Raw genomic sequence first — 25,412 nt, forward strand, 5'->3', positions numbered from 1 at the left:
AAATTGGTATAATTTACTTACAAATCAATATAAGGAGGCGGAGCATAGTGTCAAACAATAGAGAACGAACAATCGACACTCATTGGGATAAGTGGATGGACAATCGCGACCCTTTATCTGGAGATATTCTCGTCAATGAATATAAACCACTCGTTCAGTATCATGTGCAGCGCATTCGTGCACGAGTGCCTCGTTCAGTATCGCAGGATGAATTGATGAGCTTAGGGTTGCAAGGGTTGTTCGACGCTTTAACAAAGTTCGATCGAAAACGAGATTTAAAATTTGATACATATGCGTCGTTTCGCATTCGCGGCTCCATTATCGATGGCTTGCGAAAAGAAGATTGGCTGTCTCGCGCTTCACGCGAACGTACGAAACGTTTAGATGAAGCGATTCAACATTTAGAACAGCAATACCAACGCCATGTCGAACCAGAAGAAATAGCTGCTTATTTAGAGTGGACGATTGATGATGTTTACGAAGTGACGCAAGAACGCTATTTTTCTAATGTTTTATCGATTGATGAAAAAGTAAACCAAGAGGATGATGATGCAGATCATCAATATTTCATTGAAAACGATCAAGCTGAAACGCCTGAAAATAGAGTGATGAAAAATGAACTCATTCAAGAATTAATGAAACAAATTGAAACATTGAATAAAAATGAACAGATGGTATTGCAACTTTTTTATTCGGAAGATATGACGCTAACAGAAATTGGAGAAATCTTAGAGTTGTCTACCTCGCGCATTTCTCAAATCCATTCGAAAGCGCTGTTAAAATTGAAAGACTTACTCGCACCAGAAGTCATAGACGGAGGGATTTTATGAGTTTGAAAGGAATCGAACTACAAATCGCTTTACCGAAAACATTTGAAGCTGGAAAAATTGCTGAGCAAAAACAACAGCAATCGCAAGTGAACCAAGATTTGGCAAGCGCACTCGTCGAGCGAGAAGAAAAGCGTAAAAAAGGAAAGGTACTCGAAGCGGAAGAGTCAGCAAAAATTCGAGATGAAGACGAAGAGAAAAAACGAAAGGAACAGATGATGCAATCAAAACGGAAAAAAGCAGAGAGCGAAGAAGAAAAGAAAAAATCGCAAACGCACCCGTACAAAGGTTCATTCATCGACTTGACAACATAAATGATCACAACGATAATCATTTTATTTTTATTGCAGTTTTTAACGCTCGCCGCACTTGTCATCCTTTACTTGCGCTTGCAAAAGAATGAACGATTGTACGAAGAACAAAGTGAGCTTGTCGAGCAATTTGAACTGTCGATGCAAGTATACTTAGATGAAATAAAAAAAGAAAATGAACAATTGCTTGAGCGTTTAACTGAGCGTTCTTCAAAAGAAATGGCAGAACGAGTAACTTCAGAATCACAACGCGTTCAGACTCCGCTGATTGAAGAAGAGTTTGTTGCGACTCCACCAACGTATGCATCACACCTTCAAGCGCGTCTCATTCAAGAGCAACGCAAAAAGCTAGTTGCGATAGAAAATCCAGAAGAATCAGCACGAGTGGTTAAACCCCAACTAAATCGAGCAGAACAACAAGAGCGATTAGATCAATCAATGCAAACACAAGCAGAGAGAATCGAAGAAGAGTCATACGAAGCGCAAGTAAAGCGCTTATACGATGAAGGAGAATCGATAGAAGCTTTAGCGAAGCGATTCAATTGCGGAACAACAGAAATTGAATTGCTCTTAAAATTTCATCGTTAAAAAGTTTGCAACTGTAAGCGGTATGTGATATATTAGCTTACGGTATTACTACACACGCAATCGGGATAGGGAAAATGGTGCAGCTTGCTGTCGTTTCCTTAGAGGAACATTGCGGAGGAAAACAACCAATAGGAGGAATTTAGTAATGGCTATTATTTCAATGAAACAATTACTTGAAGCTGGTGTACACTTCGGACACCAAACACGCCGTTGGAACCCGAAAATGAAACCATACATTTTCGTTGAGCGTAACGGAATCTACATCATCGATCTTCAAAAGACGGTGAAGAAACTTGAAGAAGCATACAAATTTATGCGTCAAGTTGGAGAAGACGGAGGACAAGTTCTTTTCGTCGGAACGAAAAAACAAGCGCAAGATGCAGTTAAAGAAGAAGCAGAACGTGCAGGCATGTACTACGTTAACCAACGTTGGTTAGGTGGAATGCTCACAAACTTCGAAACGATTCAAAAGCGTGTAGCACGCATGAAAGAAATCGAAAAAATGGAAGAAGACGGCATTTTTGAAGTACTTCCTAAAAAAGAAGTTTCTGAACTTACAAAAGAACACACTCGTCTTATGAAATTCTTAGGCGGTATCCGTGAAATGAAACGCGTACCTGACGTTATGTTCGTCGTGGACCCACGCAAAGAACATATCGCAGTTGCAGAAGCGAATAAATTAAATATTCCAATCGTAGGAATCGTCGATACAAACTGTGATCCAGACGAAATCGACTACGTAATCCCTGCGAACGATGATGCAATCCGTGCAGTTCGTCTCTTAACGAGCAAAATGGCTGATGCATTAATCGAAGGAAACCAAGGTGAAGACGAAGAAGTAGCTCAAGAAGCAACAACTGAAGAAGCTGCAGAATAATTCGACTTTCATCGTTGAAGTATGAAGCACAACAATCATTCGTGAGCGTTTGCTCGAATATCTCGTCTCGCATGGGATGTTTACGAATGAAAAGACGATAAGCGGCTGATCCCCTTATCGTCTTTTTTACAGAAGTTAAATTCATCTTAGGAGGAATATATAATGGCTAAAATTACAGCAGCAATGGTAAAAGAATTACGTGAAAAAACAGGCGTCGGTATGATGGACTGTAAAAAAGCATTAACAGAAGTTGACGGTGACATGGACGCAGCAGTAGACTTCTTACGTGAAAAAGGTCTTGCAAGCGCAGCGAAAAAAGCAGACCGCATCGCAGCAGAAGGTACAACATCAGTACTCGTTAACGGCAACGAAGCAGTTATCCTTGAAATCAACGCTGAAACAGATTTCGTAGCGAAAAACGAAGCGTTCCAAACATTAGTACAAGAAATCGCTGAACACCTTTTAGCGAATAAACCAGCTGACGTTGAAGCTGCGGAAGCTTCAACAATGTCAAACGGTGCAACAGTTGCAGATCACATCTCTAGCGCAGTTGCAAAAATCGGTGAGAAAATTACACTTCGCCGTTTCGAAATTATGACAAAAACAGATGCTGACGCATTCGGACCATACTTGCACATGGGTGGACGCATTTCAGTATTAACATTACTCGAAGGTTCAACAGACGAAACAGCAGCGAAAGACGTTGCAATGCATATCGCTGCTATGAACCCGAAATACATTTCACGCGACGAAGTGTCTGCTGAAGAAGTAGAGCACGAGCGTAAAGTATTAACAGAACAAGCACTTAACGAAGGTAAACCAGAAAATATCGTTGCAAAAATGGTAGAAGGTCGCCTCGGCAAATTCTTCGAAGAAATCTGTGTACTTGAGCAACCATTCGTCAAAGACGGAGACCAAAAAGTTGGTAAATTCGTTGAAGCAACAGGTGGTAAATTGGTGAAATTCGTTCGTTACGAAGTTGGAGAAGGTTTAGAAAAACGTGAAGAAAACTTCGCGGACGAAGTAATGGGTCAAGTAAAAGGTAACTAATAAAAAGACAGTATAGGGGACACAATGCGTGTTCCCTATTTTTCAACAAAATTACGTACTAGATGGAGGATACATACATGAGCGCGCCTAAATATAAACGTATTGTACTAAAATTGAGTGGAGAAGCATTAGCAGGGGATAAAGGTTTCGGCCTATCGCCAGAAGTCATTAAAAACGTTGCAAAACAAGTGAAAGAAGTCGTAGAACTCGGTGTAGAAGTAGCCGTTGTTGTCGGTGGCGGTAACATTTGGCGTGGGAAAATCGGTAGCGAAATGGGCATGGACCGCACGACTGCAGACTATATGGGGATGCTCGCTACAGTGATGAACTCGATGGCACTTCAAGATGCACTTGAGAAGTGGGATGTGGAAACGCGTGTCGCAACAAGCATTGATATGCGTCAAGTGGCAGAGCCATACATCCGTCGCAAAGCGATTCGTAACTTGGAAAAGAAACGCGTCGTTATTTTTGCAGGAGGAACAGGTAATCCATATTTCTCAACGGATACGACTGCAGCATTACGCGCAGCTGAAATTGAAGCAGACGTTATTTTAATGGCGAAAAACAATGTAGATGGTGTCTACTCAGCAGATCCAATGAAAGACTCAACAGCTGTAAAGTATGATGAGTTATCGTATTTAGACGTCATTAGTCAAGGCCTAGAAGTGATGGATTCAACGGCTTCTACTTTATGTATGGACAATGATATTCCACTCGTAGTATTCTCTATTATGGAAGAAGGCAATATTAAAAAAGCAGTACTTGGAGAAGAAATTGGAACAGTGATTGGGAGGAATTAAGATGATTAACGCATTGATGAACGAAACGAAAGAAAAGATGGAAAAATCGATTCAAGCTTTTACACGTCAATTGGCGAACATTCGTGCAGGTCGCGCAAACGCAACGATGTTAGACCGCATTACAGTGGAATACTACGGTGCACAAACACCATTGAATCAAATGGCAAATATTTCTGTACCTGAACCACGTTTACTCGTCATCCAACCTTATGACAAAACAGTACTGGCAGATATTGAAAAAGCGATTCTTGCATCAGATATCGGCATCACACCTTCGAACGATGGAAACTTAATTCGTTTAGCAGTTCCAGCGCTCACAGAAGAGCGTCGTAAAGAACTCGCAAAAGAAGTTGGCAAAGAAGCGGAAGATTCAAAAGTTGCCATTCGCAATATCCGTCGTGATGCGAATGATGACTTGAAAAAGCTTGAAAAAGATGGTGACATTACGGAAGACGAATTACGTCGTGGGACAGAAGATGTTCAACAATTGACAGATTCGTACATTTCGAAAATTGACGCTTTAGCGAAAGAAAAAGAAGAAGAAATTATGGAAATTTAATTTCCAATTCATAGTATTGGTGGATCTTAGAAAGTGAACTTTCTATCGAAAAAGACGTCCTCAACAGAAGGGCGTCTTTTTTTGTACATAAACGAATCATCAATTGCAGTTGCGCATAGAAACTTGCGCTTAAATTTGGTACGATAATGATGGACTTGCTCTAAAACGATGGGTGGGGGAATACAATGATTAATCGATTGTTAGGAAAACAAAAAAACCAAGACTCGCTCGTAGAACGAGTTCAACAATTACAGCAAAAACCATTACCGAAACATATTGCCGTCATTATGGACGGTAACGGTCGTTGGGCACGTCGTCGTGCATTACCGCGTATTGCAGGGCATCATGAAGGGATGAATACCGTTAAAAAAATTACACGCATTGCGAGTAATCTAGGGATTGGTGCGTTAACGATGTATGCTTTTTCAACCGAAAACTGGAAGAGGCCGAAAAAAGAAGTCGACTTCTTAATGAAATTACCGAGCGAATTTTTACATACGTATTTACCAGAGCTCATTGAACAAAATGTGAAAGTTGAAATGATTGGCGATCCGTCAAATCTACCCCGACATACGTTGGATGCGATTCATAACGCAATGGAAAAGACACAACAGAACGACGGACTCATTTTAAACTTTGCGATGAATTACGGCAGTCGTGCTGAACTTGTCCAAGCGACGAAACAAATCGTTGAACTTGTACAGAGCGGACAGTTATCAGTAGAAGACATTACAGATGAAACGATGAATGCACAGTTAATGACCGCGCATTTAGATGAACCTGACTTGCTCATTCGTACGAGTGGAGAAGTGAGATTATCGAATTTTATGCTTTGGCAACTAGCATATGCGGAATTTATTTTTACGGATGTATTGTGGCCTGATTTTACGGAGCATCATTTTTTAGATGCGGTGGAGCAATATCAATCACGTCATCGTCGCTTCGGAAGCGTGGAAGGAGAGCAAAAAGCGTGAAACAACGAATTATAACAGCAATTATTGCGTTCGGAATTTTTATTCCGTTCATTTTTATCGGAGGGCTTCCTTTGACGCTTATCATTTATGCGATCGCGTCAATTGGACTCTTCGAAATGTTACGCATGCGCGAGTTATCGATTTTTTCAATCGAAGGGATATTAAGTTGGATTGCATTAGCACTCCTCTTATTACCGAGTCAATACGTAGCACAATTAGAACAGTGGACGACACTATCAATTGTTGAAATGATTTTCATCATCGTCTTTTTACTGCTCATTGTCACCGTTATTTCTAAAAATCGAATTACCTTCGATCATGTTGGATTTATCATTTTAAGTTTTTTATATGTCGGAATCGGCTTCCATTACTTCATCGAAACACGAACATTCGGTGTTGAGTATATTTTTTATGCGCTTTTAATTGTGTGGACGACCGATTCAGGAGCGTATTTTATCGGACGAAAAGTCGGAAAACGCAAACTATGGCCTGAAATATCACCGAATAAAACGGTGGAAGGATTTTGGGGAGGCGTATTGAGCGCTGTCGTCATGGTGCTCATTTACCAACAATTTTTCACGATTCATCCGTCCTTCGTTACCGTACTGATCGTCACGATTGTCGCATCGATGTTCGGTCAACTCGGCGACTTAGTGGAGTCTGCCTTAAAACGTCATTATAATGTGAAAGATTCAGGGACATTGTTGCCAGGACACGGTGGTGTGATGGACCGTTTCGATAGTTTATTATTCGTCTTACCTTTATTACACTTTTTACATTTAATCGGTTAACGAAAGGAAGTTTACGTTGAAGAAAATTAGTATTCTTGGTGTGACAGGTTCAATCGGCACACAAACGTTAAATATTATTCAAAATAACGAAGAGCGTTTTCAGCTCGTTGCAATGAGTGCAGGGCGCAATATCCCACTCGTTGAACAGACGATTGAACGCTTTCAGCCAAAGCTCGTTTCGGTGATGGAAGAAGCGGATGCAGAGCGTTTACGCGTACGTTATCCGAATACATCATTTGTTAGCGGGACATTAGGTTTAAAAGAAGTTGCGACGTATGAATCGGACTTGCTCATTACAGCGGTCGTTGGGAGTGTTGGGCTCGAGCCGACATTAGCTGCGATTGAAGCGCGCATTCCGATTGCGCTTGCGAATAAAGAGACGCTCGTTGCAGCAGGGCATATCGTTATGAAACGTGCGAAAGAGCTAAATGTACCGATCATTCCTGTCGATAGCGAACATTCGGCGCTTTTCCAAGCGATGAATGGAGAAAATCCGAAAACGATTCGTCGTTTAATCATTACAGCGTCTGGCGGGAGCTTCCGTCATTTAACACGTGATGAGTTAGCGAATGTTACAGTTGAACAAGCGCTCGCGCATCCGAACTGGGCGATGGGGAATAAATTGACAATCGATTCTGCAACGATGATGAACAAAGGACTAGAAGTGATTGAAGCACATCATTTATTCAATTTACCATTTGATCAAATTGACTGTGTAATGCACCGAGAAAGCATCATCCATTCAATCGTGGAATTTTGCGATACGAGTATGATTGCGCAACTCGGTAGTCCAGATATGCGCGTCCCGATTCAGTACGCGATGACCTATCCAGACCGTATTCCGATGCAAGAGCCGAAAACGCTCGATTTAGTAGCACTTGGACAGATGAATTTTGAAACATTGGACGTAAATCGTTTTAAAGCGCTTGCTCTCGCTTATGAAGCTGGACGTACGGGCGGTTCATTACCGACTGTTATGAATGCGGCGAATGAAGTAGCAGTAGCGGCATTTATGGCAGGGTGTATTTCATTTTTACAAATTGACGAAATGGTCGAACGTTCGATGGAGCGACATACCGTCATTCAAAATCCAGATTTACAAACGATTCTTGAAGTCGATGCGATGACAAGACGTGAAATTACAGCTACAATAGAGAAATAGAAAACGAGCATGTGCTAGTAAAGGTGGTTAATTATGCAAACGATATTTGCATTTATACTCGTCTTCGGTTCACTCGTCTTTTTCCATGAACTTGGACATTTTATTTTTGCGAAACGTGCAGGCATTATGGTGCGCGAATTTGCGATTGGGTTCGGACCGAAAATATTCGGTATGCGAAAAGGTGAAACACTCTATACGATTCGTCTCCTTCCACTCGGAGGATATGTGCGTATGGCAGGGCAAGATTTCGATACGGTAGAATTAAAGCCAGGTTACCGCATCGGAGTCGTGTTGAATGAAGATGAAGAAATTATTAAATTGTATATGAATCAAAGTGTTGACGATCCAAACGTCCTCTTTTTAGAGACGGAAAAAGCGGATTTAGACCGTGAATTATATATCGAAGGGTATGACGAAGAGGGCGAGTTACATCGCTATAAAGTGAGTCGTACAGCAACGGTAGTAGAAGATGGAGAAGAATTGACGATTGCACCATTTGATCGCCAATTTGAATCGAAATCATTAGGCGCGCGAACGATGGCGATTTTTGCAGGTCCATTGTTCAACTTCATTTTAGCATTTTTCCTCTTTATCATTTTAGCTTTATTGAAAGGTGTTCCGACAGAAGAACCGATCATTGCGGATGTGGAAGCAGGATCACCTGCAGCTGAAGCGGGCATTGTAGCGGGCGACTATATTACAGCGGTCGATGGTAAAGAAGTGAAGAAATGGACGCAATTTTTTGAAACAATCTATGATAATCCGAATAAAGAATTAGAAGTGCAATTGACTCGTGCTGGTGAAACCATTACAGCGCTTGTGACGCCGACGATGTTGGAAGAGCAAGGGCAACAGTTCGGGCGCATTGGTGTGTACTACAGTAGTCCTGTCGAACATGGTGTGATGAAGTCGATCGTTTACGGCGGAGAACAACTCATCTATTGGTTCGGAAAAATTTCGGACCTTCTCGGTCAACTCGTCACTGGAAAGTTAAACATGGAAGCTTTATCGGGTCCGGTAGGTATTTATAAAGCGACGGGAGATATTGCGGAACGTGGATTTATTAACTTACTCAGTTGGGGAGCTGTGCTCAGCATCAACTTAGGAATTATGAATTTACTTCCACTTCCAGCGTTAGATGGTGGACGTCTATTATTTTTCGCCATTGAAGCGGTGCGTGGCAGACCAGTCGATAAGCAAAAAGAAGGCATGGTTCATTTTATCGGAATCGTCCTCTTACTCGTTTTAATGGTCGTCGTAACGTGGAACGATATTCAACGATTTTTCTTTAATGTTTAATCATAGAATGAGGTGGAGATGCCGATGAGACAGACATGTACTTTAATTCCAACGATGCGCGAAACACCCGCTGATGCAGAGATTGCTTCGCATCAACTATTACTCCGTGCTGGATATATTCGTCAAAGTGCGGCTGGCGTTTATTCATACTTACCGTTAGCAAATCGCGTATTGCGAAAGATTGAACGAGTGATTCGAGAGGAGCTAGAACGTGTAGGAGCGATTGAAGTGTTACTTCCTGCTTTGCAGCCTGCGGAATTATGGCATGAAACAGGACGTTGGGATGAATATGGATTAGAGCTTTTTCGTTTGCAAGACCGTCATGACCGAGATTTCGCATTAGGTCCGACACATGAAGAAGTCATTACATCTCTCGTACGCGACGAATTGAACTCTTACAAAAAATTACCGTTAACGCTTTACCAAATTCAAACGAAATTTCGGGATGAACGTCGCCCACGTTTCGGATTGTTGCGTGGACGAGAATTCATTATGAAAGATGCTTATTCATTTCATCTAGATGAAGATAGCTTAGATGAAACGTATGAACAAATGAAAGATGTGTACTCGAAAATTTGCAATCGTCTCGGTTTGCGTTTTAAAGTGGTAGAAGCAGATGGTGGTTCAATTGGTGGTACGGATACACATGAATTTATGGTACTTTCTGATGTTGGAGAGGATGTCATTGCGTATAGCGACGCTTCAAATTATGCAGCGAATCGTGAAATGGCCGAAGTTTTACCGATCGCTCTCAATGCCGAAGAACAAGACGCGATTTTACCAATGGAACGTGTGGCAACACCGAATGAAAGAACGATTGAAGAAATTGTTACATCACTCAAAATTCCGATTGAACAGACGATTAAAACATTATTATTCCTCGTGGATGGTCAGTTAACGACAGTTCTTTGTCGCGGAGATTACGAAGTGAATGAGATTAAATTAAAGCGCGTGTTACATGCAGAACAAGTGGAACTGGCAGAGGATGCATTCATTCATGAACAATTAGGTTGTCATGTCGGTTCGATCGGCCCTGTGAAACTTCCAGTCGGCATGAAAGTGATTGCGGATTGGTCGGTTCGTACAGTACGTAACGGTGTATGTGGAGCGAATGAAGACGGCTATCATTATGTGAACGTTAATCCTGAACATGATTTTGCGGTGGACCGTTATGCAGATATTCGCAACATTCAAGAAGGCGATTTATCTCCAGACGGTGAAGGAACGATTCAATTTACAAAAGGGATTGAAATCGGTCATATTTTCAAACTAGGGACGCAATATAGTGAGAAGATGAAAGCGACAGCCTTAGATTGTGACGGACGCGCCCAACCATTCCAAATGGGTTGCTACGGTCTTGGTGTATCGCGCCTACTTGCGGCAATCGCCGAACAATATAATGACGAACATGGTTTGAAATGGCCAGCACAACTTGCGCCTTATCAAATTCACCTCGTTGTCGTCAACATGAAAAATGATGAACAGCGAGCGCTCGGGGAAGAATTGTATGCACTTCTTCAGTCGTATCGATACGATGTTTTGTACGATGACCGAGATGAGCGTGCCGGTGTCAAATTTGCGGATGCTGATTTAATCGGTTTGCCAATTCGCATTACAGTAGGGAAAAAAGCTTCAGAAGGTATCATTGAAGTAAAATATCGTGCGAATGGCGAGCAGAGTGAATGGCAAAAAGAAGAATTGACAGAGAAGTTGCAACAATATTTTACGGAACTATAAAGGGAGCGCATTCGCTTCCTTTTTTCGTCGCATGAAAGGAGTCATACCGATGAATGAAAAAGAGAAACTACTCATTTTACTGCAGCAAATCGGATTAACGGAAGATGTGCATATGACGCATTTTGCAGGCGGTGAATTATCCAAGTTAATCGTTCATAAAAAATCGAAACGTTGGCATTTTCTCGTTCGACTGCAAAAGCCTCTTCCTTTTCAGTTATACCGTTTAATGACGGATAGTTTGCATCAAACATTTCAGTCTATCGCGCATCCTCTACTGTCAATCGAGACGGCTGAAGGAGAGGTGACAAATGGAGAATATGAACAATATTGGATGTATGTCGTTCAAACGCTCGATGCGATGTCACCTCCTATTTATGAAGCGATGACGAAGCGACCACTGCAATTTGAAGGGCAAAAAATTATACGTACGGTAGAGCGGGACTTTTTAGCAGAATCGATTCGCAAAAGTTATTTACCCGTCATGCAGGAACGCTTAAGTCAATGTGGGTTAAAAACCCGTCCAGTTGAAGTCGTCGTACAAGAAGCGGCGGAAGATCGTGTAGAAGAGCAACGTGCATTTGAAGAAGCGAAACGTCGAGAAGAAGAAGCATATGCTCAACAAGCATTACAACAAATGCAAAAGATGGAGCAGATGCGTGAAGACAATAAAGAAATCGGGGGACCACTTCAATTCGGTATTTTCATTAAAGAAAATGAAGAAATCACACCGATTGAAACGATTCAAGAAGAAGAGCGTCGCATTACGATTGAAGGGTATGTCTTCGATGCGGAAGTGCGAGAGTTACGAAGCGGTCGTTCAATTATGACATTGAAAGTGACCGATTATACAGATTCGATCATCGTGAAAATGTTTTCGCGCGACAAAGAAGATGCAGAGCGCATGAAACATATGAAAAAAGGAATGTGGGTACGTGCGCGCGGAAGTATTCAAAACGATACGTACATTCGTGACCTCGTGATGATGGCCCAAGACATCATGCAAATTTCAGTGACGCTTAGACAAGATCAAGCACCTGAAGGAGAGCGTCGCATTGAGCTTCATGCCCATACAAAAATGAGTCAAATGGACAGTGTTTCAAGTGCGAGCGATATTATCGAGCAAGCGGCAAAATGGGGACATGAAGCGGTAGCGATTACAGATACAGCAAATGTTCAAGCCTTCCCAGAAGCTTTTAATGCTGGAAAGAAAAATGGCATAAAAGTGTTGTTCGGAATGGAAGCCAATCTCGTCGATGATGGTGTTCCGATTGCGTACGAAGCGACGCATCGTCATTTAGCGAGCGAAACGTATATCGTCTTTGACGTAGAAACGACAGGTTTATCTTCTGCATACGATACGATTATCGAACTTGCAGCGGTCCGTTTAAAGGATGGCGAAATTGTCGATACGTTCGAAAGCTTTGCGAATCCTCATCATCCTCTTTCTGAAACGACGACACGTTTAACAGGGATTACCGATGATATGGTGCAAGATGCTCCTGAAGTGGGGGATATGATTGCAAAATTTGTCGAGTTTTGTGAGGATGCCATTTTAGTTGCACATAATGCGAACTTTGATATGGGTTTCTTTTACGCTGCTTGTCAAACAGCAGGCGTTGAAGTGCCCAAGTATTCGTATATCGATACGGTTGAGATGGCACGTTACTTATACCCAGATATGCGAAATCACCGCCTCGACACGTTGGCGAAACGTTTTGATATTGAATTAACACAACATCACCGTGCCATTTATGATACGGAAGCGACCGCCTATTTATTTGTGAAATTTTTAAAAGATGCGATGGATAGAGGAATTGAATATTTGGATCAATTGAATGACCAAGTCGGAAAAGGAGATTCGTATAAGCGTTCTCGCCCGACGAGTTGTACATTGCTCGTTCAAAACGATATTGGGTTGAAAAATTTATTTAAGCTCGTCTCTTATTCACATATTAACTACTTTTACCGAGTACCACGTATTCCGCGTTCTGTTTTAATCGAGCATCGGGAAGGATTGTTGATCGGTTCAGGTACGGATAATGGAGAAGTATTTGAAACAGTGATGCAAAAGCCTTTGGAAGAAGCGGAGCGTGTCGCACAGTTTTATGATTATTTAGAGATTCATCCGAAAGCGATGTATCAACATTTAGTCGAGCGAGATATCATTCATGATGAATGGAATTTAGAAGACATTATGCGCCGCTTCGTCAAACTGAGTAAACGGGTTAATTTGCCACTTTGTGCGACAGGGAATGTACGTTACGTGCATCCGACCGATGCCAAGTATCGTGAAGTCCTCATCCGTTCTCAAGGAGGGGCGAATCCGCTCAATCGTTCAGAATTGCCGGAAGCGCACTTTAGAACGACGGATGAAATGTTGAAAGAGTTTGAGTTTTTAGGGGAAGAAGTAGCGAAACAAATCGTCTTAGACAATCCGAAACAGATTGCAAACAGCATTGAAGACGTGCAAGTGATTAAAGATGATTTGTACGCGCCAAATATCGATGGGGCCGATGAAGAAGTTCGTGAACTCACTTACGGCATGGCCCATCATATTTACGGTGAACAGTTACCAGAAATCGTTCAAGCGCGTATTGATAAAGAATTGAAGTCAATCATCGATAACGGATTCGCTGTTATTTATTTAATTTCTCATAAGCTCGTGAAGCGTTCACTCGATGACGGCTATTTAGTCGGCTCGCGTGGTTCTGTCGGTTCTTCTTTCGTCGCAACAATGATGGAAATTACGGAAGTGAACCCGCTCCCACCGCACTACGTCTGCCCGAAATGTCACGAAGCCCATTTCTTTACAGACGGCTCAGTCAGTTCCGGATATGACTTGCCGAACAAAAAATGTGACACGTGTGACGTCGATATGCGTAAAGATGGGCAAGACATTCCGTTCGAAACATTCCTCGGGTTCGAAGGAGACAAAGTTCCAGATATCGACTTAAACTTCAGTGGTGAATATCAACCAGAGGCGCACGACTATACGCGAGACTTATTCGGAGAAGACTACGTGTATCGTGCAGGAACGATTGGAACAATTGCGGAAAAGACAGCGTACGGATATGTTCGTGGATATATGAATGATTTCAATGTGACGTATCGCGGTGCAGAAATTGATCGTCTCGTCAAAGGCTGTTCCGGAGTAAAGCGAAGTACGGGACAACACCCTGGGGGAATTATCGTCGTGCCTGACACGATGGACATTTATGATTTCACGCCGATTCAATTCCCTGCCAATGACCAAGAAGCGAGTTGGAAGACGACCCATTTCGACTTCCACTCCATTGATGAAAACTTGCTAAAACTCGACATTCTCGGTCATGATGACCCGACGATGATTAAAATGTTGGAAGATTTATCAGGCATCGATCCGATTACGATTCCACCCGATGATCCTGCTGTTATGTCGCTATTTTCAAGTCCTGAAGCGCTAGGCGTCACAGCAGAACAAATCGACTGTAAAACAGGAACACTCGGTGTGCCAGAGTTCGGAACGCGTTTCGTTCGCCAAATGTTAGAAGAGACGAAGCCGTCGACATTTTCAGAGTTAATTCAAATCTCTGGACTCTCTCACGGGACAGACGTTTGGTTAGGAAATGCGCAAGAACTGATCAAAAACAATGTATGCGAACTTTCAGACGTCATCGGTTGTCGAGATGACATTATGGTATATCTCATTTATCAAGGGTTGAAGCCATCTCTCGCCTTCACCATTATGGAGCATGTGCGTAAAGGAAGAGGACTGCAGCCTGAATTTGAAGAAGCGATGCGGGAGAACAATGTGCCAGAATGGTATATCGATTCATGTAAAAAAATTAAATATATGTTCCCGAAAGCACACGCCGCTGCTTACGTATTAATGGCATTGCGCATCGCTTATTTCAAAGTGCACCATCCACTCATGTATTATGCAGCGTATTTCACAGTCCGTGCATCCGATTATGATCTTGTCACAATGACGGGTGGAGCGAGTACCATTCGTTCTAAAATTAAAGAGATTGATGACAAAGGATTGGATGCGAGTCCAAAAGAACGCAACTTATTAACAGTGCTTGAGATTGCGCTCGAAATGTGTGAACGTGGCTTCCGTTTTGAAAAGCCTGATTTGTATCGTTCGGATGCGACAGATTTCATCATCGATGGGGATGCGTTAATTCCACCATTTAATTCAATCCCATCGCTCGGTACGAACGTTGCGAAAACAATTGTCGTCGTGCGAGAAGAAGGCGAGTTTTTATCGAAGGAAGATCTTCAACGCCGTGGACGTGTGTCGAAAACGGTGACGGAATATATGGATGAACTTGGATGTCTCGAAGGGCTTCCAGATACGAACCAATTAAGTATTTTTGACCTATAGTTAGGATATTTGCATGAAACGTGTCGTTATGCTATGATAAAATTAACTTTTGTAATAATTACACGCCGAAAGAGTGGGTTTTCCCACTCTTTTCTGTTGTTCTATATCGGAATTTCACCAATTTTGGAGGGTTGAATTTGAGCAAAGTTACAGAAATCGTCGAGCAATTAACAGAGCCTATCGTTGAAGAACTCGCTCTAGAGCTTGTAGATGTTGAATTCGTGAAGGAAGGACAAGACTGGTTTTTACGAGTCTATGTCGACGCGCAAGTCGGTCGTATTGACCTTGACCAATGTGCGCTCGTCAGCGAACGTCTCAGTGAGAAATTAGACGAGGCGGATCCGATTCCACAAAACTACTTTTTAGAAGTATCTTCTCCAGGAGCGGAACGTCCACTCAAAAAGGAAGAAGATTTCGAAAGAGCGGTAGACGCTTACGTATTTATTAAAACATACGAAGCGATTGACGGTATGAAAGAGTTTGAAGGTTATTTACGAGCGAATGATGAAGAAAGTGTAACGATTGAATTTAAGATCAAGACGCGTACTTTAACGAAGACGATCGACAAAACAAAAATTGCACTTGCACGTCTCGCCATAGATTTCTCAATATAATAAAAGTAGGAGTGATTGAACATGAGTAGTGATCTACTCGATGCGTTGGTAGCCCTTGAAAAACAGAAAGGTATTTCAAGAGATATTCTCGTAGAAGCGATTGAAGCTGCGCTTGTTACAGCGTACAAACGAAACTTTAACCAAGCACAAAACGTCCGTGTCGACTTGAATTTAGAAAAAGGTACGATGAAAGTGTATTCACGTAAAGACGTCGTAGAAGAAGTGGAAGACGAACGTTTAGAAATTTCATTAGAAGAAGCACAACAAATTAATCCAGTGTATGAATTGGAAGATATCGTTGAGCAGGAAGTGACACCGCGCGATTTCGGTCGCATCGCTGCACAAACTGCGAAACAAGTCGTTACACAACGTGTACGCGAAGCAGAGCGAGGCATCATTTATGATGAGTTTGTCGATCGTGAAGAAGATATCGTCAACGGAATCGTTGAGCGCTTCGATGCGAAAAACTTATTTATCGGACTCGGTAAAGTAGAAGCGGTACTTCCGCAAACAGAACAAATTCCGACAGAATCGTACGAACCGCATGATCGTGTGAAAGTGTACATTACAAAAGTTGAAAAAACATCACGCGGTCCACAAGTATTCGTATCACGTACGCATCCAGGTTTACTCCGTCGTTTATTCGAGATGGAAGTACCTGAAATTTATGACGGTACAGTCGAAATTAAATCGATCGCACGTGAAGCGGGAGACCGTTCAAAAGTTTCGGTTTATACAGCAAATGAAGAGATCGATCCAGTCGGCGCATGTGTCGGCGCGCGCGGCGCACGAGTGCAATCGATTTCGAATGAATTATCAGGTGAAAAAATCGATATCGTCGAATGGTCAGAAGATCCTGTTGTCTTCGTAGCGAACGCACTGAGTCCATCAAAAGTATTAAATGTACAAGTGGACGAAGAAGAACGTTCGACGACGGTCGTCGTACCGGATTACCAATTGTCACTCGCGATCGGGAAGCGCGGTCAAAACGCGCGTCTTGCTGCGAAATTGACAGGTTGGAAAATCGACATTAAGAGCGAAACAGATGCGCGTGAACTCGGCATTTATCCAGTGGATGGAGAAATGTTCGAAGAGAGCGAAGAAAATGGATTAGCAGACTTGTTAGAAGAGATTTCTCCAGTCGATGAAGTGGAAGAACCAATTGATTTATATGCAGATGAAGAGCATAACGAGTAATCGTTTCAAGGAGGTTAGACGACATGACGAAAATGAGAAAAGTACCGTTGCGTAAATGTGCAGCGACAGGCGAAATGTTTCCGAAAAAAGAGATGATTCGCATCGTGCGCACAAAAGAAGGCGAAGTATTTGTCGATGTAACGGGAAAACAATCTGGACGCGGTACGTACGTTTCCAAAACAGAAGAAGCAGTCGAATTAGCGCGACGTAACCATGCGATCGAACAGCAGCTCGGCGTCAAAGTTGAAGATGCGATTTACGATGAGTTATTGTACGTCATTCGACGGGAGAATTTGAAATGAACGAACAAGCGATTTTTCAAATGCTCGGAATAGCGATGCGCGCACGAAAGATCGTATCTGGAGAAGATACGGTCGTCCGTGATGTGAGAGCAGGACGAGCGGCACTCGTTCTTATGGCAACCGATGCCTCAGATAATACAAAAAAGAAGCTAGCCGACAAATGTAATAGTTACAACGTTCCCTTAATTGAATGGGGCACACGTTATGAAATCGGGCATGCGATCGGAAAGGAAGCACGTGTGACGGTCGCAATTGCAGAGCGTAAACTCGCCGCAAAACTCATTCAATTATTGAACGAATAATCTTGGAGGTGAGCGCATGACAAAACAACGTGTTCATGAATACGCGAAAAGTGTCAAACGCACGAGTAAAGAAGTAATCGATGCACTCGAAAAATTAAATGTCAATGTGAAAAATCACATGTCGACAATTGAAGAAAAAGAAATTAATCTACTAAATAAGCAATTTAAAAAAGGTGACGCTCCAGTGAAATCAAATGCTCCGAAACAAAATAAACCAGTAGCTAAAAAAGGCGACGCTCCAAAAGCACGCCCAGCAAGCAACAATGCGAATAAATCGACACAGAATAAACAAACAAATGCAAACAAACCAGCGAATAAACAAACAACTACGAACAAACAAGCGAATAATGCGAATAAGCCGTCAGGAAATGCAAGTCGTCCGAGCGGTGGGGGCAATCGTCCACAAGGTGGCGGTCAACGTCCAGCACGTCGTAACGGTCGTCCGGTTCGAGGAATTAACCAAGGTCGTCGACGTCATCGTCCAGCGCAACAGCCGAAAGTAGAACGTCCATTACCAGAGAAAATTACGTTTTACGAAACGTTAACAGTTGGAGAACTCGCAGAAAAATTACATCGTGAGCCGGCTGAAATTGTGAAAAAATTGTTCATGCTTGGCGTTATGGCGACAATTAACCAAGAGCTCGATCAAGACGCAATTGAATTAATTTGTGCAGACTATGGAGTAGAAGTAGAAGAAGAAGTACGCATCGATGCGACAGATCTTGAAAACTACTTCGAAGGTTCAGAAGATGAAGAGATGCTTGCGAAAATCGCAGAAGGAAATGTCGAACGTCCACCAGTCGTGACGATTATGGGTCACGTTGACCACGGAAAAACGACATTGCTCGACTCGATTCGTAACACGAAAGTGACACAAGGAGAAGCGGGCGGTATTACACAACATATCGGTGCTTACCAAATTGAAGAGAACGGTAAGAAAATTACATTCCTCGATACACCAGGTCACGAAGCGTTCACAACGATGCGTGCGCGTGGTGCGAAAGTGACGGACTTAACGATCCTCGTCGTCGCAGCGGATGATGGCGTCATGCCACAAACGGTAGAAGCGATCAGTCACGCGAAAGCAGCGGAAGTGCCAATTATCGTTGCGGTGAACAAAATGGATAAGCCAACAGCAAATCCAGATCGCGTCATGCAAGAATTAACAGAGCATGGCCTCGTATCAGAAGATTGGGGTGGAGATACGATTTTCGTTCCAATTTCAGCATTGAAAGGCGACGGAATCGATCAATTGCTCGAAATGGTACTCCTCGTATCAGAAGTAGGCGAACTTAAAGCGAACCCAGACATTTTAGGACGCGGTACAGTCATCGAAGCAGAACTTGACCGAGGTAAAGGAGCAGTCGCAACATTGCTCGTTCAAAACGGTACACTACATGTCGGAGATCCAATCGTCGTCGGGAATACGTACGGCCGTGTTCGTGCGATGATTAACGACCTCGGACGTCGCGTGAAATCTGCAGGTCCATCAACGCCTGTTGAAATTACAGGGCTCAACGGTGTGCCACAAGCAGGAGACCGTTTCGTCGTCTTTGAAGACGAGAAAAAAGCGCGTCAAATCGGTGAAGCGCGTGCATCAGAAGCGTTGTTAGAACAACGTGGAGAAACGCAACGCATCACGCTTGATAACTTATTTGAACAGATGCAACAAGGCGATATGAAAGAATTGAACATCATCGTTAAAGCGGACGTACAAGGTACGGTAGAAGCGATGGCGGCGTCACTTATGAAAATCGAAGTAGAAGGCGTCAACATTAAAATTATCCATACAGGTGCGGGTGCGATTAACGAGTCAGATATTAACTTAGCGGCAGCTTCAAATGCGATCGTCATCGGATTCAACGTTCGTCCTGACACGAATGCGAAGCGTGCAGCAGAAGAAGAAGGCGTTGAAATTCGTCAACATAACGTCATCTATAAAGTAATTGAAGAAATCGAAGCGGCAATGAAAGGTTTACTCGATCCAGAATATGTGGAAAAAGTAATCGGACAAGTCGAAGTGCGTGAAACATTCAAAGTATCGAAAGTCGGTACAATTGCTGGATGTTACGTCACAGATGGAAAAATTACACGCGATTCAGGCGTTCGAATCATTCGCGACAACATCGTTATTTTTGAAGGAGAGCTCGATACGCTCAAACGTTTCAAAGACGATGCGAAAGAAGTAGCGAAAGGATATGAATGTGGAATTACGATTAAAGGCTATAATGATATTAAAGAAGGGGACATTTTTGAAGCGTACGTCATGGAAGAAGTGAAACGTGTTTGATCGTTTCCTATGAATGTACATTCTTCATACCCGCTGTCCACTCGCTAAAGGCGAAACGCTCGATTGTGCAACGCATGGTCCAAAGAGCGAGACAACGATATAATGTATCCGTCTCGGAAGTTGACTTTCAAGACGTTTGGCAAAGGGCGACCATTGCAGTCGTCGCGGTCTCGGAAACGAAGGCTGTTGCTGAACGGGAAGTCGAACGAGTTCTCGCTCTTTTCGAATCAGAAGTCGAGTGGGAGCTGACGGAACTTGTCAAAGACTATTTTTAACAGTGAAATGAGGTGAAACGGATGTCACTGAGAGCAAATCGTGTAGCAGAACAAATTAAAAAAGAACTCGGCATGATTGTAGGTACGCAACTGAAAAATCCGAAAATTGGATTTGTGACGATTACAGACGTTGAAATTACGAACGACTTACAAGAGGCGACGATTTTCGTCTCTGTACTCGGCACGGATTATGAGAAACGTCAAACGTTAGAAGGTTTACGCGAATCAAAAGGATTTTTGCGTTCTGAAATCGGTAAAAAAATCCGTTTACGTAAAGTACCTGAAATCGAATTCGAATTTGACTATTCAATTGAATATGGCGATCGAATCGAACAGTTGCTAAAACAAGTAAAAGAAGAACAATAATAAAAAGGAGTTTTATGCATACTGCATAAACTCCTTTTTTTGAGGTGAAGAAAATGAAACACGGTATTTTACCTGTTTGGAAAGAGCGCGGCATGACTTCACATGATGTCGTTTTCAAATTGAGAAAAATATTGAAAATGAAAAAAATTGGACATACCGGTACACTCGATCCAGAAGTGGAAGGTGTACTTCCGATTTGTCTCGGCGATGCGACACGTATTGCGAGTTTAATTACCGATACGGGGAAAGAATATGTCGCAACCGTTACAATCGGCTGGTCGACAGAAACAGAAGATCAAACAGGAGCAGTTGTAGAACGCGATGATTCGTATAAGCAATTGACACGCGAACAAATCGAAAATGCCCTCACGCAATTGACAGGGGAAATTGAGCAAACCCCTCCGATGTATTCTGCGGTTAAAGTGAACGGAAAACGTTTATATGAATATGCACGTGAAGGAAAAGTCATTGAGCGTCCGAGTCGCATCGTGCAAATTGATGCTATCGAACTACTGGATGATGCGGTACAATTTGAAGGAGAGGCGATTGAGTTTTCGATTCACGTTTCTTGTGGAAAAGGCACTTACATTCGTACACTCGCTGTTCAAATTGGCGAGTTGCTCGGCTATCCGGCACATATGTCTCGATTAGAGCGTACGATGTCTGGAGGATTTCGCACGGAGCAATGTGTTACGCTAGGTGATTTGCAACAAGCGGTAGATGAAGAGAATGAAGCGCAATTTATTCGTCCTTTAGAAGAAGCGTTGGCACAGTTCCCACAAGTTGAAATTGAACGAGCGATGCTTCCGTTAATTGAAAATGGTCAAGTGTTACCACAGCTTGATTTATTGATGAACGAGCCATATGTCGTGTGTATGCATGAAGAGAAAGCGCTCGCGATTTATATGCAACACCCGACGAAAGAAGGGTTGATGAAGCCTTTCAAAATGTTTCCTTTCAATCGATAAGGAGGAGGAAGTTATGGAGATTTTTCATTTGCAGTATCCGGAGCAAATGACGGTACCTTCTTTAAAAACGTATAGCTTAGCTTTAGGTTTTTTTGATGGAGTCCATCATGGGCACGAATGCGTCATTCAAGAAGCGCTTCGTGTAGCGAAAGAGAAAGAAATTACACCAGCGGTTATGACATTTACACCACATCCGAAGCGTTTGTTTCAAAAAGATTGTCCAGAACGTCTTTATTTAACGACGAAAAAAGAAAAAGAGCGCTATTTAAAGAAGATGGGCGTGGAAGCTTTATTTTACGTTGAATTCGACTGGAATTTAGCAAGTTTACAACCTGAACAATTCATTCAATGTTTTATCGAAGACTTAAATGTCAAACATGTCGTCGCAGGTTTTGATTTCACATTTGGAGTAAAAGGATCTGGTACGATGACGACGATGGAACAATTAAGTGCAGGACGTTACACAACGACGACAGTAGAAGAAGTCGCGATTGACGGTGAAACGGTATCTTCTACATATATTCGCCATGCATTGCAATCTGGCAAAATCGATTTGGCGAACCGATTCCTCGGCAGATATTATGAAACAGATGGTATCGTCGTAGACGGAGAGAAACGCGGTCGTCAACTCGGTTTTCCGACAGCCAATATCGAAGTGCACCCAGAATTAATGCTTCCGTTAAAAGGCGTTTACGCTGTCTATTTTACTGTACGTGGAAAGCGTTACAAAGGTGTCTGTAATGTCGGGACGGTTCCGACATTTAATGATGGCAATACGTACACAGTTGAAGTGCATATTTTAAATTTTGATCACATGATTTACGGTGAAGAAGTGACCGTAGAATGGGTAGCGCGCATTCGTGACGAACAAAAATTTGATGGAATCGACGCACTGATCGCCCAGATTCAAGCGGATAAAGAAAGTGCTGACGCAATATTAGATGAAGTGCTTGCTTAAATGATGGGAAGATGGTAATATACTTGAGTGTAACAAGAACCTTTCCTTGGCAATACGCATCACCAACGTTTGCTCGGGATATGGGGATATTTTAATTTAGGAGGTGACTAGGATGGCTATGACTACAGAGCGTAAAGCTGAACTTATCAATGAGTTCAAAACTCATGAGAACGATACAGGATCTGCAGAAGTGCAGATTGCTATCCTTACTGAAGAGATCAACAATTTAAACGATCACTTACGTACGCATAAGAAAGACCACCACTCACGTCGTGGACTTTACAAAATGATCGGTACACGTCGTCGTCTATTACGTTATTTACGTGATACGAACGTACAAGCTTACCGTGATCTTATCGCTAAACTCGGCTTACGTCGATAATCGAAGTGATAAAATACGAAGCATTACATGCTTACAACTTGTAGACAAAGTGACCTCACTTTGTCTACATTTGTTTTAAGCACATTTAGTTTCGCAATATACGATGAAATTTGATACACTAAGAGATAGTGATATTTTACATATACGGATCTATACAAATGAGAGGGGTCTTAATGAATATGGGACAAGAAAAACAGACGTTTCAAATGGAATGGGCAGGTCGTCCACTCATCGTTGAAACGAATCAATTAGCAAAACAAGCAAATGGTGCAGTCCTTGTACGCTACGGCGACACGACAATTTTGTCAACAGCGACAGCATCAAAAGAGCCGAGAGCACTCGACTTTTTCCCACTGACGGTGAACTATGAAGAGCGTCTATACGCAGCAGGTAAAATTCCAGGAGGCTTCATTAAACGTGAAGGTCGTCCATCAGAGAAAGCCGTATTGACGAGTCGTTTAATCGACCGTCCAATTCGTCCACTATTCCCAGATGGTTTCCGCAATGACGTACAAGTTATTTCACTCGTCTTAAGTGTCGACCAAGAAGCAACATCTGAAATGGCAGCGATGCTCGGCTCATCTTTAGCACTTTCGGTATCGGATATTCCGTTTGACGGACCGATTGCTGGCGTTCAAATCGGACGTGTGGATGGTGAATTTATCGTCAATCCAACACCTGACCAATTAGAACAAAGTGATCTCGATCTCGTCGTTGCAGGAACGAAAGATGCGATTAATATGGTTGAAGCAGGTGCGAAAGAAGTAGAAGAACAAATCGTTTTAGAAGCGATTTTATTCGGTCATGAACAAATTAAACAATTGATTGAATTCCAAGAGCAAATTATTGCGGCAGTAGGTAAAGAAAAAGCAGAAATTAAATTGTTTGAACTCGATCCAACGCTTTATGCAGAGATTGAACAAACAATCGGTGCTGAACTCGTTCAAGCGATTCAAACAGAAGAGAAATTAGCGCGCGAACAAAATATTCAAAACGTGAAAACAGTAATTATCGAAAAGTATGAAGCTGAAGAAGCGGATGAAGATACGATGAAACAAGTGAAGGCGATTTTAGATGATATGGTAAAAGAAGAAGTGCGTCGCCTCATTACAGAAGATAAAGTGCGCCCAGATGGACGTGGCTTAGATGAAATTCGTCCATTATCTTCACAAGTCGGTATTCTTCCACGTACGCACGGTTCAGGCTTGTTCACTCGTGGACAAACTCAAGTGCTTAGCGTTTGTACATTAGGAGCGCTCGGTGAAGTGCAAATTATCGATGGACTCGGCTTAGAAGAATCGAAACGTTTCATGCATCACTACAACTTCCCGAACTTCTCAGTAGGGGAGACAGGCCCGATTCGTGGACCAGGTCGTCGTGAAATCGGTCACGGTGCACTCGGAGAACGCGCATTAGAAGCGGTCATTCCAGATGAAGACACATTCCCATACACGATACGTCTCGTAGCAGAAGTACTCGAGTCAAACGGTTCATCTTCACAAGCATCAATCTGTGCGTCAACGATGGCGATGATGGATGCAGGTGTACCACTCAAAGCACCAGTTGCAGGAATTGCGATGGGACTCGTTAAAACAGGTGACAACTACTCGATTCTTTCAGATATTCAAGGAATGGAAGATTTCTTAGGCGACATGGACTTTAAAGTAGCAGGAACAGCAAAAGGGATCACAGCATTGCAAATGGATATTAAAATTGACGGACTCGCAGGAGAGATTTTAGAAGAATCACTCGCACAAGCGAAAAAAGGTCGTCTTCACATTTTAGAACATATGCTTGAAACGATTAACACACCACGTGAAGAGTTATCAACATATGCACCTAAAATTGTGCGCATTCAAATTAATCCGGACAAAATCCGTGATGTCATTGGACCTGGCGGTAAAGTGATTAACAAAATTATCGATGAAACAAATGTTAAAATCGATACGGAACAAGACGGTACGATTTACATTTCTTCACCAGATTCAGAAATGAACGCACGTGCGCAAGAAATGATTGAAAATATTGTCCGTGAAGCAGAAGTTGGCGAATATTACTTAGGTAAAGTAAAGCGCATTGAAAAATTCGGTGCTTTCGTCGAACTGTTCCCAGGGAAAGACGGCTTACTCCATATTTCAGAAATTCAAGAAAAACGTACGAACAAAGTAGAGGACGTTTTAAAAGTAGATGATGAATTACTGGTGAAAGTCATCGAAATCGATCGTCAAGGTCGTGTCAATTTATCACGCAAACAAGTCGTGAAAGAACAAGAAGCGAAAAAAGACGAATAAATATGTAATGACTAAAATGAAGGATTCTCTAAGGATCCTTCATTTTGTTTTGCTTAAAATAAATAGCGAATATTCAAAAACTTCATAAATATTCACTTAAATGACTAAATGTCTAAAGGAAATGAG

The 25,412-nt window shown here is 42.4% G+C and carries 24 protein-coding genes; all 24 read left to right on the top strand.

Annotation, left to right across the window (positions count from 1 at the left end; translation table 11 throughout):
• The first annotated feature begins 47 nt into the window (after positions 1-47).
• The 24 genes from IRY55_RS01220 (at position 48) to pnp (ending at position 25,286) form a co-directional block, all read left to right on the top strand.
• Complete coding sequence (locus IRY55_RS01220; protein WP_328799596.1) at positions 48-830, top strand: FliA/WhiG family RNA polymerase sigma factor; 783 nt, start codon at positions 48-50, stop codon at positions 828-830.
• Positions 827-1,141, top strand: coding sequence for an RNA polymerase subunit sigma (locus tag IRY55_RS01225; RefSeq protein WP_194561435.1), 315 nt, complete (start codon positions 827-829; stop codon positions 1,139-1,141). The genes IRY55_RS01220 and IRY55_RS01225 overlap by 4 nt, the downstream gene beginning before the upstream one ends.
• Positions 1,142-1,726, top strand: a complete 585-nt coding sequence (locus tag IRY55_RS01230) for a hypothetical protein (RefSeq protein WP_194561436.1) — start codon at positions 1,142-1,144, stop codon at positions 1,724-1,726.
• Between the two features lie 145 nt (positions 1,727-1,871).
• Positions 1,872-2,603: a 30S ribosomal protein S2 gene (rpsB, locus tag IRY55_RS01235; RefSeq protein WP_194561437.1), complete on the top strand. Its 732-nt coding sequence runs from the start codon at positions 1,872-1,874 to the stop codon at positions 2,601-2,603.
• A 162-nt stretch (positions 2,604-2,765) separates the two neighbouring features.
• Positions 2,766-3,653 carry a translation elongation factor Ts gene (gene tsf, locus IRY55_RS01240; protein WP_194561438.1) on the top strand — a complete coding sequence of 296 codons (888 nt, stop codon included), beginning with the start codon at positions 2,766-2,768 and terminating at the stop codon, positions 3,651-3,653.
• Positions 3,654-3,730: 77 nt separating this feature from the next.
• Positions 3,731-4,453: a UMP kinase gene (pyrH, locus tag IRY55_RS01245; RefSeq protein WP_194561439.1), complete on the top strand. Its 723-nt coding sequence runs from the start codon at positions 3,731-3,733 to the stop codon at positions 4,451-4,453.
• A 1-nt stretch (position 4,454) separates the two neighbouring features.
• Positions 4,455-5,012 carry a ribosome recycling factor gene (gene frr, locus IRY55_RS01250; RefSeq protein WP_194561440.1) on the top strand — a complete coding sequence of 186 codons (558 nt, stop codon included), beginning with the start codon at positions 4,455-4,457 and terminating at the stop codon, positions 5,010-5,012.
• A 185-nt stretch (positions 5,013-5,197) separates the two neighbouring features.
• Positions 5,198-5,986, top strand: a complete 789-nt coding sequence (locus IRY55_RS01255; protein WP_194561441.1) for an isoprenyl transferase — start codon at positions 5,198-5,200, stop codon at positions 5,984-5,986.
• Entirely contained in the window at positions 5,983-6,777 is a 795-nt protein-coding gene (locus IRY55_RS01260; RefSeq protein WP_194561442.1) for a phosphatidate cytidylyltransferase, read from the top strand. The genes IRY55_RS01255 and IRY55_RS01260 overlap by 4 nt, the downstream gene beginning before the upstream one ends.
• A 16-nt stretch (positions 6,778-6,793) precedes the next feature.
• Positions 6,794-7,939 carry a 1-deoxy-D-xylulose-5-phosphate reductoisomerase gene (gene dxr / locus IRY55_RS01265; protein ID WP_194561443.1) on the top strand — a complete coding sequence of 382 codons (1,146 nt, stop codon included), beginning with the start codon at positions 6,794-6,796 and terminating at the stop codon, positions 7,937-7,939.
• A 33-nt stretch (positions 7,940-7,972) separates the two neighbouring features.
• Positions 7,973-9,238, top strand: a complete 1,266-nt coding sequence (gene rseP, locus IRY55_RS01270; RefSeq protein WP_194561444.1) for an RIP metalloprotease RseP — start codon at positions 7,973-7,975, stop codon at positions 9,236-9,238.
• Positions 9,239-9,262: 24 nt separating this feature from the next.
• Positions 9,263-10,975 (top strand): proline--tRNA ligase, encoded by a 1,713-nt coding sequence (locus IRY55_RS01275; protein WP_194561445.1) that lies wholly within the window; start codon positions 9,263-9,265, stop codon positions 10,973-10,975.
• 49 nt (positions 10,976-11,024) lie between these two features.
• A complete protein-coding gene (locus tag IRY55_RS01280; RefSeq protein WP_194561446.1) occupies positions 11,025-15,341 on the top strand; it encodes a PolC-type DNA polymerase III in 4,317 nt (1,438 codons plus the stop codon).
• Between the two features lie 137 nt (positions 15,342-15,478).
• The gene (gene rimP / locus IRY55_RS01285) at positions 15,479-15,955 is read left to right on the top strand and encodes a ribosome maturation factor RimP (RefSeq protein ID WP_194561447.1); all 477 of its coding nucleotides are present in this window, start codon (positions 15,479-15,481) and stop codon (positions 15,953-15,955) included.
• 21 nt (positions 15,956-15,976) lie between these two features.
• A complete protein-coding gene (gene nusA, locus IRY55_RS01290) occupies positions 15,977-17,152 on the top strand; it encodes a transcription termination factor NusA (protein WP_194561448.1) in 1,176 nt (391 codons plus the stop codon).
• 23 nt (positions 17,153-17,175) lie between these two features.
• Positions 17,176-17,454: an RNase P modulator RnpM gene (gene rnpM, locus IRY55_RS01295; protein WP_194561449.1), complete on the top strand. Its 279-nt coding sequence runs from the start codon at positions 17,176-17,178 to the stop codon at positions 17,452-17,454.
• The gene (locus IRY55_RS01300; RefSeq protein WP_194561450.1) at positions 17,451-17,756 is read left to right on the top strand and encodes a YlxQ family RNA-binding protein; all 306 of its coding nucleotides are present in this window, start codon (positions 17,451-17,453) and stop codon (positions 17,754-17,756) included. The genes rnpM and IRY55_RS01300 overlap by 4 nt, the downstream gene beginning before the upstream one ends.
• Positions 17,757-17,772: 16 nt before the next feature.
• On the top strand, positions 17,773-20,046 hold the full coding sequence (gene infB, locus IRY55_RS01305; protein WP_194561451.1) for a translation initiation factor IF-2: 2,274 nt from the start codon (positions 17,773-17,775) through the stop codon (positions 20,044-20,046).
• Entirely contained in the window at positions 20,043-20,321 is a 279-nt protein-coding gene (locus IRY55_RS01310) for a DUF503 domain-containing protein (protein WP_194561452.1), read from the top strand. The genes infB and IRY55_RS01310 overlap by 4 nt, the downstream gene beginning before the upstream one ends.
• Before the next feature lie 21 nt (positions 20,322-20,342).
• A complete protein-coding gene (gene rbfA, locus IRY55_RS01315) occupies positions 20,343-20,687 on the top strand; it encodes a 30S ribosome-binding factor RbfA (RefSeq protein WP_194561453.1) in 345 nt (114 codons plus the stop codon).
• A 53-nt stretch (positions 20,688-20,740) separates the two neighbouring features.
• Complete coding sequence (gene truB / locus IRY55_RS01320) at positions 20,741-21,655, top strand: tRNA pseudouridine(55) synthase TruB (RefSeq protein WP_194561454.1); 915 nt, start codon at positions 20,741-20,743, stop codon at positions 21,653-21,655.
• Between the two features lie 13 nt (positions 21,656-21,668).
• Positions 21,669-22,613, top strand: coding sequence for a bifunctional riboflavin kinase/FAD synthetase (locus IRY55_RS01325; protein ID WP_194561455.1), 945 nt, complete (start codon positions 21,669-21,671; stop codon positions 22,611-22,613).
• A gap of 112 nt (positions 22,614-22,725) precedes the next feature.
• Positions 22,726-22,995, top strand: a complete 270-nt coding sequence (rpsO, locus tag IRY55_RS01330) for a 30S ribosomal protein S15 (RefSeq protein WP_194561456.1) — start codon at positions 22,726-22,728, stop codon at positions 22,993-22,995.
• Between the two features lie 179 nt (positions 22,996-23,174).
• Entirely contained in the window at positions 23,175-25,286 is a 2,112-nt protein-coding gene (gene pnp / locus IRY55_RS01335) for a polyribonucleotide nucleotidyltransferase (RefSeq protein WP_194562353.1), read from the top strand.
• The last annotated feature ends 126 nt before the right edge of the window (positions 25,287-25,412 follow it).

Origin of the sequence: Savagea serpentis, assembly GCF_015351395.1 — a bacterium.
Lineage (GTDB): Bacteria > Bacillota > Bacilli > Bacillales_A > Planococcaceae > Savagea > Savagea serpentis.